The sequence below is a fragment of the Limosilactobacillus sp. genome, from assembly GCF_041859915.1.
Taxonomy (GTDB): Bacteria; Bacillota; Bacilli; order Lactobacillales; family Lactobacillaceae; genus Limosilactobacillus.
Genome location: NZ_JBFLGB010000046.1, coordinates 1 through 11,653, shown reverse-complemented (window position 1 = coordinate 11,653; position 11,653 = coordinate 1). Strand labels below are relative to the sequence as shown.

The following is an 11,653-nucleotide window of genomic DNA, read 5'->3' as shown; positions in this document are numbered from 1 at the left end:
AATCTACGGAGCAATAGTGAATGGTAACCCGGAGTGAATTACGGGCTCAGCAACGGGCAGCAGCTACTCAATCAACAGTTAATAAAAAAATTTACAGCCATCAGTAAGAAAACATCACCTTTTTAACCTGTGGGGAACTATTATTTTGGGCTTGTTGATGCTTTGTTTGATCATGAATGCAACCCTTTTAAATCGTCACTTTGCTGTGCATGAAATTAAAGATTCAATTGTTGCAACTACCATTACAGATCAGGTTAATGCTGGCCTGGAACGCTACGGAATCCCTAATTCAGCCTTAACAGATCGAGAAACGAATCATTTACTAACCCAAGTGGTTGACCAGGTTTATGCCGGCAAGAAATTACGGGTGGACCTTTCTCCAGTAATGGCTCATGTTGGTTCTAGTGTCAATAGTCAATTGGCTCAATATGGTTTAGCAGGAGCTGGCGGTACGGCAATGACGGCACTTAGTCAGAATGTTAATGATGCGGTTAATGCTCAGCTGAATTCAACAGCAGTGACTAAGTTTGTTCATGTGGTGCAGCTTATCCGTACTAGTGTTACCATTATTACGGTAGTAACTGCTTTAGTGATGTTGATAATGGTTGTCCAAGCCGTCTTGCATCGACACTTAATTATTAGTTTTAGCAAAATTTGTATTGGAGCTGTAATCATTGATGGCCTGTTGGTTTGGCTAGTAACTAAAGTGGGACCGCAATTGGTAGAGGATCAACCAGACTACGTTTCTTTTGTCACCCAATTAGTAACAGATTTTAGCCATCGAGCAATGGCAATGCTTAGTGTTGTATTGGTTATTGGCCTTACCCTTTTGGCAATTCGGATTGTCAGATGGGGATGGGGGAGTAACCGTTAACCTTGAATTAATCCCTAAACTTTGCTAGAATTTATCTGTTTATCACATTAATTAAGAAAAGAGGAGTCAGTAATGTCAGGACATTCAAAATGGCATAACATTCAAGGGCGGAAGAGTGCCCAGGATGCTAAACGTGGTAAGATTTTTCAAAAAATTTCACGTGATTTGTACCAAGCAGCTAAAGCAGGTGATCCTGATCCAGCAAACAATTCTCAGTTGCGGCTGGTAATTGATAAGGCACACGCGGCAAACATGCCAAAGAAGAACATCGACCGTGCCATTGCTAAGGCTTCTGGTATTGGCGGTGCTAAATTTGAAGAAGTTACCTACGAAGGTTATGCTCCAGGTGGTGTAGCCGTGATGGTAATGGCGTTAACCGATAACAAAAACCGGACGGCATCTGCTGTACGATCAGCCTTCAGTCATGCGGGTGGTTCATTAGGAGCTAGTGGTTCTGTTTCCTACATGTTCGATCGCAAGGGATTAATTGAAATCTTACGTGACGGGTTAGACAAGAGCGAAGATGATATGCTAATGGATGCGTTAGATGCTGGTGCTGATGACATGAAAGCCACTGATAAGAAATTCCAAATTATCACCGACCCGAGCAATATGACGAGTGTTCGTGATGCCTTACGAAAGAAAGGGTACGATCTTGATACAGCAGTTGTTACCATGATTCCGCAGAATCGGACCGCAGTACCTGCTGATAAGGCTAAGCAGTATCGTCACCTGATTAATGAATTAACTGCTAATGATGATGTCGCCGATATCTATGAGACCGGGATTCTACCCGACGATGATGATGACGACGAATAATTAATTTTTAATATAAAAAGTCACCGAGATGACTCGGTGGCTTTTTTCATTTTAAAATACAATTTTATCGTTCTAACTAAGTAGGAGGGATGAAACATGGAAAGCTTTGCAAAGGAATTAGCGGTAGTGATTAATCGACGGATTGCGGATCTTTATATTTTGCCGTACAAAAATTACTATCGCCTAATGGTTGCCGACCAAGGCCAGTTAGAATTGTTCAAGAAAGTTTCGTTAGATTATGGGCAACGATTTATTACTTATTTGAAATATCGTGCTGACATGGCCGTTAGTGAGCATCGCCGTCCGCAGCTGGGTGCAATGGACTGGCATTTAGGACCAGAAAAAGTTAACCTGCGTTTATCAAGTGTTGGTGACTACCAGGGTCGTGAATCATTGGTAGTTCGCTTTATTTACCAATTAACGTCTGCTAATTATCATCTTTTGTTTCCACAACAGTGGCATAATTTGAAAGCGCTTTTACATCGGCGTGGGTTGATCTTGTTTGCAGGTCCAATGGGATCCGGGAAAACTACCACTATGTACCAGTTAGCACGGGAGCTTGCTGACCACCAAATAGTGATGACGATTGAAGATCCGGTGGAAATTGCTGAGCCTCGTTTTATTCAACTGCAGGTTAATGAATTAGCAGGGATGGATTATCAACAACTATTACGCCTGGGATTACGTCACCGACCAAACGTTTTTATTGTGGGTGAGATTCGTGATCCACAAACGGCACAGATGACGATTCAAGCGGCACTTAGCGGGCACTTAGTTTTAGGCACCATTCATGCCCAAAACGTTTATGGGGTATTGGCTCGTTTAGAACAATTAGGGGTAGCTCCATATTACTTAGACCAGGTATTAAACGGAATTTGTTATCAGCGGTTATTGATTCAAAAAAATAAATCACCCGCAGTATTGTTTGATTTTTTAGTTGGGACGAACTTACGTCAGGAAATGGTTGAGCGCAAAGGAAGAGGGATGACAAATGATTGGGCGACATACCTTCAGCAAGCAGTTACTAGTGGCAAAATTACACAAGCCGAAGCAGCAACGGTTCAAACCGGTTAAGTTTCGACCAGCTCAGCAAGCACGGTGTTTTTTGCTAATTCATGATTTGCTGGCGGTTGGGTTTTCATTGCGTCATGCAATTCAGTTTACTTTGACTGTTTATCCACGATTGCGGCCTTTTCTTGAGCATTTAGGAGAGCAATTACAAATGGGTAAGTCTTTTTCTACGGGGATCCGTCCCTACGTTAGTGCGGACTTGTATTATCAATTATTGTTGGCCGAACAGCATGGGGATCTTGACATTACCTTAGGTGAGATTGGAACCTTATTGGCAACGCGTGAAGAACAGCGACGAAAATTGCGGGGCCTTTTACAGTATCCCTTATTGTTGTTAGGAATGCTTTTAGTAGTACTAGTTGGTCTTGCTAGCTTTGTTTATCCAGAGCTAGCTACTTGGCAAACTGGCGGTGGTGGTTCTTCGCCATTGATAACATTAGGAGTTAATGTTGGCTTATATATATTAGGAATAGCGCTAGTGGGAATACTTTTACAACGTTGGTATTGGCGACGTGCTACTCCATTACAACGATTGGTTGCCCGCTGTCATTGGCCAGTGGTGGGGCCTTGCTATACCTTATATTATCGCTATTATCTTACTACTAACCTGGCGGTAATGTTATGTCATGGACTTTCGCTTAAAGAGATTATGGGAGTGACTAGTCGATTTCAGGAACAATCACTTTTGCATCAGTTTAGCCTGATTGTGAATCAGCAATTAGAACAAGGTGAGCGTCTAGATCGTACGCTTCAATCATATCCCTTTATTCCAGGCGAATTAGTAATCTTTATTAATAAAGGAGCAACTTTAAAAGATTTAGGAAATGAGTTGGCAGCTTTGGCTAAAATCCAATTTCGCCGGTTAACCCAACGAATCGAACATTTACTGGTCTGGATCCAGCCAGTGATCTTTGGTTTAATTGCCCTAATTATTGTTATCCTGTACCTCAGTATTCTTTTACCGATTTATCATTCCATTCAGGGGGTTGTCTGATGAACAAAGTCTTTGCTAGAAAAAAATCAGGATTTACGCTTCTCGAAATGTCAATTGTTCTTTTTATTATTAGTTTATTAATATTGATTATTTTGCCTAATTTGGCTAAGCAACGGGACAATGCTAATCGTATCCACCGCCATGCCATGGTAGCAGTAGTTCAAACCCAGGTAGATGCTTATGAAAATGAAACCGGTACGAATAAAGTTACATTAGAGGATTTGCGGCAACACGACTATCTAACTAGCGCTCAGGTTGATAAGGCTCATAAAGAACATATCTCAATTGAAAATGGACGGGTGATTTCACGATGAATAAATGGCCCGCATTTACGGTGGTTGAAACCATTATTGTTTTAGGAATGGTTATCATGCTTTTAGTAATGACAATGCCCAACCTTAATCCTGTTCATCAGCAGGTTGCAGAACAACAATTTTGGCAAACTATGCGTCAGAATTGGCAACGTGCACAGGTGACAGCTCAGTTAACACACCGGGGAACAATAATAAGTTATGATCATGATAGTCAACAAATCGATTTTAGATACCCACACCAATGCGTGGATGTTGATATTCCTTCGTCGTTAAGAGTGGTCCGTTTTGGTGATGTTGACATGCAGGAGGACGGTTACGTGGCTCCGCAAACAATGACTTTTGATTCTAAAGACCACCACCGACGCTATCAAATGAAAGTCCAATTAGCATGGGGAGGATACCGACTTGAAAAAACAAATTATTAAGGGCTTTGTTTTAGCAGATAGTTTAGTAGCCTTGACCATTGTTACTTTAGGAATTGGGATGTTATTAGCTGGTCAACAGCAGTTAAGCATTCAGCAGCGTCATCACCAAGCACGGTTAATTGCAGCCCGCCTAGCTAAAGAGGCTACCGACCAGTTAATTGCAACTAGGGGTGAGAAGACGGTTAGTATTCAACGGGGCCCTTATCGAGCACTAGCTAATTCTCGTGGTGTGGTTGTTCAAAACGGACATAAAACGGTGGTGAGCTTACAACAATGAGAAGATTAACGGCATTTACAATTGCTGAAAGTATAGCTGCTCTCGTAGTGACGGCTTTGGTGATGGTTTTAATTAATTTTTCGTTGACAGCCCTAGGACGAGTTAATCGACATAGCTTGAATCAGACAACAGACTGGTATATTTTTCTTCATGAGCTTGAAAGCCCTCGGCATCATTTCGTCTTAAAGGAGGTTAGACGACGAGAATTAATTGTAACCAGCCCAGTAAATAATCTTCAGTACCAATTACATGGCCGCGATGCATTTTATTTAACGGCAGTGAACCGGGGTGGTTATTTACGCCTTTTGGATAATATTAAAGGTGACCGTTATTCATTTCGACGCCTATCAGGAGAACGGGTTCTTGTGGAGGTGGAACGAACTAATGGTGAACAGGAGACGGGAATTGTTCAATTTTATCAAAAATAGGCTAAGGGGCTATGCGTTAGTAACAAGTATTATTTTATTAGCGCTAATTTGTTTAGTTGTTATTTGGCAGTATCACTATTATGCGACTCAATGGCAGTTGGAGGATCAACTGGCACGAGATTTCTTAAAAACGGCTAGCAATAATTTGATCATGAAAAAATAAGAATTGATGGAAAGCGGATTCTTGAATTTATTCGATATTGTCGGTAAACTGTTAATGGAATGATTGTAATCTAATGGAGGTGACCAACACTGGCACAGCAAACACCACAACAATTATTTCAATTGTTTGATCACGGAACGGAGATCTTGCAGGCTGCATTGCGTTCCTCTTACCTTGATGCAATGCTAGAGAATATCGAAAATGTCATTAATCATGATGTTCAGGTTGAAGATGGTATCCCTGACCAGCAGACGGTTAAGCAATTAACACACCTTTACCAGCAACTAGATTTAACCCATGCTGATGCAGAAACATTACGACAACTAGTACAGCTTAGTTTTTTGAAGGTGATTCGCAAGGATGCTATTCAGGCTAATCATCAGATGACTCCAGATACAATTGGTTTTTTGATGGCTTTTTTGATTGAGAAAGTTACCAAATTAAATCGACCATATTCAATCTTTGATCCAGCTGTTGGTACGGCAAACCTGCTGACAACAGTGATTAATCAATTACAAAAGATTAGTCATGAACCAATTCATGGCTATGGGATTGATAATGATCCATCAATGTTAGAGGTTGCAAGTGCAAGTGTTGCTTTGCAAAAATTACAGGTTGACTTGTATCATCAAGATGCAATTAATGCTTTGGATATTCCGCAATGTGACCTTGCCGTTTCAGATTTACCAATTGGTTATTATCCGTTGGACCAGAATACGGGTAATTATCAAACGCGGGCAAAGAAGGGTCATTCATATGTTCATCACCTATTGATTGAACAGTCGATGAATTACTTGCGGCCAGGTGGTTTCGGGGTCTTTTTGGTACCAAGTAATCTATTTCAGACTAAGGAATCACAGTCATTCATTAAGTGGATTCAGTCGGTTGCTTACCTGCAAGGGTTAATTAACTTGCCTGCTGAACTTTTTGCTAACCATTCTGCACAGAAAGCAATCTTGTTATTACAGCGTCAGGGTGGTAACAGTAAGCAAGCAGTTAAAGTTTTGCTAGGTGAATTTCCGTCTTTTAAAAAGACAAAAGAATTTGCAGACTTTATTGCAGAAATCGATCACTGGGTAGCCACAAATTTAAATCAATAAAAGGAGACAGTCAAAAATGTCAAAAACAATTGCCGTTAATGCTGGTAGTTCGACATTAAAATTTAAGTTATTCGATATGCCAAGTGAAAACGTTGTCGCAGAGGGAACAATTGAACGTATTGGTGAAAAGATGGGCCATGCTAAGATTAAGTATGGTGATGGCCAAAAACACGAAGATAAGAAACCATTTGCTGATCATGGAGCCGCAGTTCAATACCTATTAGACCAATTGATTGATTTGGATATTGTTGATAGTTACGATGAAATTACTGCTGTTGGGCACCGAGTAGTTGCCGGTGGTGAATTCTTTAAGGACTCTGCAGTCATTAACGATGACGTGATTAATAAAATAAGCCAATTATCAGAATATGCACCACTGCATGACCCTGCAGAGCTGATTGGTATCAAGGCTTTTCGGAAGGTTTTGCCAAAAGCTTTTGCTGTAGCCGTTTTTGATACTTCTTTCCACGTTAACATGCCAAAGAAGAATGCTCTTTATGCCGTTCCGTATGAATGGTATGAAAAGTATGGTGCACGAAAGTACGGTGCTCACGGGACCAGTCACCGTTACGTTGCTGGTCGGGCCGCCAAAATGCTGGGTAAACCATTAAAGGATCTGAAATTAATTACAATGCACCTTGGTGCTGGTGCATCAATTACGGCAATCAAGGGTGGTAAGTCTTATGATACTTCAATGGGCTTCTCACCATTGGCTGGGATTATGATGGCAACCCGTTCTGGTGATGTTGATCCATCATTGGTAACCTTCGTTCAGGAGAAATTAGGAGTTTCTTCAGAAAAGATGATTGATATTCTGAATCACAAGTCTGGTTTGGAAGGTGTTTCTCAGCTGTCACCAGATATGCGTGATATTTTAGACGCTGCTGGCAAGGGTAATAAGCAGGCCCAATTAGCTCTTGATATGTATGTTAACCGAATTATTCGGTATGTTGGTGCTTACATTGCCGAAATGGGCGGTGCTGACGCAATCGTCTTTACAGCCGGTGTTGGTGAAAACAGTATTCCGGTTCGGAAGATGATTACTGACAAATTAGGTTACTTTGGTATTAAGATTGATCAAGAAAAGAACAAGTGTCATGGTGTTGAACGAGACCTGTCTACTCCTGATGCTAAGATTAAGACTCTATTGATTCCAACTAATGAGGAATTAATGATTGTTCGGGACATTGAACGTTTAAAAAAGGAACAAGCTAACAAGTAATTTAATCGTTAGCAGACCAAATAGCCTAAGATTAGCTAATGCTGGTCTTAGGCTATTTTGTACTATTCTTAGAGGTTAAGGAGGCTTATCATGAAGTTTGTAACTGCAGATACACACTTTTTTCATAGTGATTTGTTAGGAATTGATGATTTTGCTCCACGACCGTTTCCAGATGTAGAAACAATGAATCAGACCATTATTAATCATTGGAATGCTAAAGTTGGTGAAAATGACCTGGTTTATCATTTAGGTGATATTGCACTCTATTTTACTAAACCGGCTCGTAAATCGGCCGAAGCAGTTTTAGGAGTGCTTAACCAACTCCATGGTCATCTGGTGTTGATTAAGGGTAACCATGATAGTCGGGCGCTCTTTAAATACTTAGCGGCGCATAACTATGATTTTGATGGCCGTCCTAAATTTGAGTTTCATGATGTCGGGGTCTTGATGAAATATGATCACCGTCAATATTATCTGACTCATTATCCGATGATGTTAGGAATTGCTCCTCAGATTATTAATCTGCATGGTCATATTCATCACTATTCGGTCCCAGCGAAGGAAAATATTAACGTTGGTATTGATAGTCCAGAACTGGATTATTTGAGTCCTAAACCACCGTTTGGAGCACCGGTTAATTTTCGCGAAGTTGAGACAATGGTAGAGAAAAAAGCCCTTGATTTTGCTAAGCGACGTTAGCGTGCTATGATTAAAAAAGTGTTTTATTAAGGGGGATATAAATGAACCGAGCCAAGATTCAGAATTACATTGATCAACGTGAAGAGCAACGGGCTGACCTTTATCACTTTGTGGCTCGTGATCACACTCATTTTATGCTAAATGGTCATCAGTATGAACTCGTTAAAGAATACCGGGATGGCTTTAATGGTACAGCACTTGCTAAGCGTTATAGTAATATTCTTAGTAAGTATGATTATATCGTTGGTGATTGGGGTTATGATCAATTACGACTGAAGGGCTTTTATGCTCACGATAATCCACTTTTTAAAGCTGAGCAGGGAGTTGATACGATTGAAGACTACCTGTTTGAAGATTGTAATTTTGGCTGTGCCTATTTTATCATTCATAATGATGATGTTTGGACGCCCCGGCGACGGCGTCATCGGCGGTTTAGTCCGGTTATTAAGGAGCGTAGGAAGAAACTACGCCAGCCTGATGTTCGTTATCGTCATCACCAGCGGGCAAAGCGGGTGAAAACCGGCCGTCACCAACAAAAATTTGTGATTCATCAACGAAAACAAGGAGTAAAACAATGAAGAGCTACCAGGGATATTTTATTGATCTCGATGGAACAACTTATAAGGGGACAAAACGAATCCCAGCGGCTGCCCGATTTATTAAACGACTTCAACGGGCCGGGAAAACAGTGTTATTTGTTACTAATAATAGTACGCGGACTCCTGAATTTGTTGCTGATAATTTACGGCATAATCATTCCATCAACGTGACAGCTAAGAATGTTTATACAACTGCTTTAGCAACTGCTGATTATCTTGCAACGATTGCCGGTAACCATCGCCGAGTTTACATAGTGGGGGAAAGTGGCTTGCGTTTAGCTTTAAAAGCTCGGCAGTTTGTTGAGACTAAGCAAGCTCCCGATTATGTTGTTGTAGGGTTGGATTCACACGTTACGTACGCTAAATTGGAGACGGCAGTGCTTTTGATTCGGGCAGGTGCGACTTTCATTGGGACCAATGCTGATAGTAACCTTCCTAACGAACGTGGTATGGTTCCTGGGGCCGGTTCGATTGTTAAATTGGTGGAATATGCCACTCAGCAGAAGCCGATAATGATTGGGAAACCTGAAGCTTTAATTATGCGGATGGCCCTCAAGAGGGAGCAGATGACTAGTAGTCAGGTTATTATGGTTGGTGATAACTATAATACGGATATTCGTGCGGCTATTAATACCGGGATGGATAGTTTACTGGTGTATACTGGTTTGTCTACGCCCGCTCAGGTTGCAAAAATGGCAATTCAGCCGACTTACACGGTGAATAGTCTTGATGAATGGCAAGTTAAATAATCAATTAAGGGTGTACTTAATAATGCTGGTATGTTTTTTAGCAATCATGAGTACCGCCCTTTTTATTACTGTTAATATTTCACCATTGTTAGTGGATTATCCTAAGCAACTGTTAAGACATTTTAATAGCGAAGAATTGGCAAGTGACTATCGACGTCTATTGGCTTATTTACAACTTCCTTGGGCCTGGCATCTTTATCTTCATTTTATTCCACTGACGCTTCAAGCGAGTCATCATTTTTGTGATGTTCGTCATTTATTACTTTTGAATGAGACGGTGTTGGTAATAACTGTTCCATTAGCATGGTGGTCACTAGAGAAGCAAAAACGGCGTCATCAACTATGGCAGTTAATGATACCGTTAAAAGTGATTATTTATGTTTTTGTGCTGACTAGTTGGTTACCATTGGTTAGTTTCCCAGCTAGTTTTATTAAGCTTCATTTTTTGCTTTTTCAAAATCGAGATTGGATTTTGAATCCGCATTTTGATCCTGTTATTTTATTAATGCCAACCAGCTTTTTTTTGCGACTGGCGTTAATTTGGTTAGCTGTTAGTTTAGTGTTGCTAATTGCTTTGTGGGGATGGTTATATCTAGACTTTTTTAAGCTTGGAACGCAAAAATCCTACCATCGCCGGAATTAAACTGATAACAATAATTGCGAGAATAATAATTGAAAAATGATTCTGGACAAAGGGAAGATTACCAAAGAAGAAGCCGCAGGTGCAACAAAGAGTTACCCAGGCAATACAACCAATTAAACTATAACGAATAAAGCGTTGGTATGGGAAACCGGATCCGGCCGCAGCAAAGGGAGCAAAAGTTCGAATAATTGGCATAAAGCGTGCCAGAATAATGGCTGAAGCACCATGATTTTCAAAGAATAGTTCGGCTTTAGCGAGACTATTTTTGTTAATTAGCTTGCCAAAAAGGGAATGGTTAGAAAGTCCCTTGCCAATATGATGGCCAATTAAAAAGTTGACGGAATCACCGGATAGGCATGCTAATAGGAAGGTAGTAATGAATATCCAAATACTAAGGTGATAGCGAGGATCGGCAGCCAATGCGCTAGCGGCGAATAGTAATGAATCTCCTGGAAGAAAAGGGAGGATAACAGCTCCCGTTTCGATAAAAACAATTGCTAGTAAGATTAGGTAAGTACTGTTACCGAATTGGTTTACAATTTGGATTAGGTGGACATCAATATGAAGAATGAAATCAATTAATGCAGACAATTATTAATTCCCCTTTATTTAGTTTTATTTTAATCTTGTATCATAATAATTGAGTTTAATGAATTTAGGAAGACTTATGGACGATTATTAATTGATACTTAAAAATTATAAAAGTAAAAAGACTTTTAATTTTGTCCGTGTTTGACTAATTTATGAAGGAAAAAAGGCTTAAAAATTGTTTGATATTAGTGATATCCTAATCTTAATACGCTTAAGCCTATAATTGTTTAGGAATACTGATTTAGTGGGTCAAAAATATATCAAAAAGGCGTTGACAATAATAAGCAATCACGGTATAGTAATTAGCGTTGTCAGTGATAAGCCTTGGTTAAGATTTAATTTTTAGCTAAAGATATTGTTGACAGTAGTTATTTTAGATGATATATTATATGAGTCAGTTTTGCTGGAATTTATTAAAAACAAAATTTGTTGTTGACAATGCTAACTGATGTGATATAATATAAAAGCTGCTTCGGCAACTTGGTAGACCTTTGAAAACTGAACAAAGTTTCGACGAATCAAATGTGTAGGGTCTCTGATCACTTTGGTGATCGGAGCAAAACATTTGCGAAGTCAATTCGCTTAATACTTTTAAATTTGAGAGCTATCTCAAATTCTTATATCTTTTTATATGAGAGTTTGATCCTGGCTCAGGATGAACGCCGGCGGTGTGCCTAATACATGC

15 protein-coding genes are annotated in these 11,653 nt (G+C 40.0%); 14 read left to right on the top strand and 1 reads right to left on the bottom strand.

Features of this window, described 5'->3' with window-relative positions:
* Positions 1-145 precede the first annotated feature (145 nt).
* The 14 genes from ACEYV4_RS06920 to ACEYV4_RS06855 all read left to right on the top strand — a co-directional run bounded on the left by ACEYV4_RS06920 (position 146) and on the right by ACEYV4_RS06855 (position 10,377).
* On the top strand, positions 146-874 hold the full coding sequence (locus ACEYV4_RS06920; protein ID WP_373842608.1) for a hypothetical protein: 729 nt from the start codon (positions 146-148) through the stop codon (positions 872-874).
* Between the two features lie 72 nt (positions 875-946).
* Positions 947-1,693 carry a YebC/PmpR family DNA-binding transcriptional regulator gene (locus ACEYV4_RS06915; protein ID WP_373842607.1) on the top strand — a complete coding sequence of 249 codons (747 nt, stop codon included), beginning with the start codon at positions 947-949 and terminating at the stop codon, positions 1,691-1,693.
* A 96-nt stretch (positions 1,694-1,789) separates the two neighbouring features.
* Positions 1,790-2,767, top strand: a complete 978-nt coding sequence (comGA, locus tag ACEYV4_RS06910) for a competence type IV pilus ATPase ComGA (RefSeq protein WP_373842606.1) — start codon at positions 1,790-1,792, stop codon at positions 2,765-2,767.
* Entirely contained in the window at positions 2,685-3,758 is a 1,074-nt protein-coding gene (locus ACEYV4_RS06905) for a type II secretion system F family protein (protein WP_373842605.1), read from the top strand. Before comGA ends, ACEYV4_RS06905 begins: the two co-directional genes overlap by 83 nt.
* The gene (gene comGC / locus ACEYV4_RS06900; protein ID WP_373842604.1) at positions 3,758-4,072 is read left to right on the top strand and encodes a competence type IV pilus major pilin ComGC; all 315 of its coding nucleotides are present in this window, start codon (positions 3,758-3,760) and stop codon (positions 4,070-4,072) included. The genes ACEYV4_RS06905 and comGC overlap by 1 nt, the downstream gene beginning before the upstream one ends.
* Positions 4,069-4,497: a hypothetical protein gene (locus ACEYV4_RS06895; protein WP_373842603.1), complete on the top strand. Its 429-nt coding sequence runs from the start codon at positions 4,069-4,071 to the stop codon at positions 4,495-4,497. Before comGC ends, ACEYV4_RS06895 begins: the two co-directional genes overlap by 4 nt.
* A complete protein-coding gene (locus ACEYV4_RS06890) occupies positions 4,478-4,774 on the top strand; it encodes a hypothetical protein (protein WP_373842602.1) in 297 nt (98 codons plus the stop codon). Before ACEYV4_RS06895 ends, ACEYV4_RS06890 begins: the two co-directional genes overlap by 20 nt.
* Positions 4,771-5,202 (top strand): type IV pilus minor pilin ComGF family protein, encoded by a 432-nt coding sequence (locus tag ACEYV4_RS06885; protein ID WP_373842601.1) that lies wholly within the window; start codon positions 4,771-4,773, stop codon positions 5,200-5,202. Before ACEYV4_RS06890 ends, ACEYV4_RS06885 begins: the two co-directional genes overlap by 4 nt.
* 252 nt (positions 5,203-5,454) lie before the next feature.
* A complete protein-coding gene (locus ACEYV4_RS06880; RefSeq protein WP_373842609.1) occupies positions 5,455-6,465 on the top strand; it encodes a class I SAM-dependent methyltransferase in 1,011 nt (336 codons plus the stop codon).
* Between the two features lie 16 nt (positions 6,466-6,481).
* On the top strand, positions 6,482-7,687 hold the full coding sequence (locus ACEYV4_RS06875; RefSeq protein WP_373842600.1) for an acetate/propionate family kinase: 1,206 nt from the start codon (positions 6,482-6,484) through the stop codon (positions 7,685-7,687).
* Positions 7,688-7,777: 90 nt separating this feature from the next.
* Positions 7,778-8,386 (top strand): metallophosphatase, encoded by a 609-nt coding sequence (locus ACEYV4_RS06870; protein WP_373842599.1) that lies wholly within the window; start codon positions 7,778-7,780, stop codon positions 8,384-8,386.
* A 41-nt stretch (positions 8,387-8,427) separates the two neighbouring features.
* On the top strand, positions 8,428-8,964 hold the full coding sequence (locus ACEYV4_RS06865; RefSeq protein ID WP_373842598.1) for a YutD family protein: 537 nt from the start codon (positions 8,428-8,430) through the stop codon (positions 8,962-8,964).
* Positions 8,961-9,734: a TIGR01457 family HAD-type hydrolase gene (locus ACEYV4_RS06860; RefSeq protein WP_373842597.1), complete on the top strand. Its 774-nt coding sequence runs from the start codon at positions 8,961-8,963 to the stop codon at positions 9,732-9,734. The genes ACEYV4_RS06865 and ACEYV4_RS06860 overlap by 4 nt, the downstream gene beginning before the upstream one ends.
* 22 nt (positions 9,735-9,756) lie before the next feature.
* Entirely contained in the window at positions 9,757-10,377 is a 621-nt protein-coding gene (locus ACEYV4_RS06855; protein WP_373842596.1) for a DUF1461 domain-containing protein, read from the top strand.
* Here ACEYV4_RS06855 and ACEYV4_RS06850 read toward each other — a convergent pair.
* Positions 10,327-10,968 (bottom strand): VTT domain-containing protein, encoded by a 642-nt coding sequence (locus ACEYV4_RS06850; RefSeq protein WP_373842595.1) that lies wholly within the window; start codon positions 10,966-10,968, stop codon positions 10,327-10,329. The two genes, ACEYV4_RS06855 and ACEYV4_RS06850, sit on opposite strands and share 51 nt — an antisense overlap.
* Between the last annotated feature and the right edge of the window lie 685 nt (positions 10,969-11,653).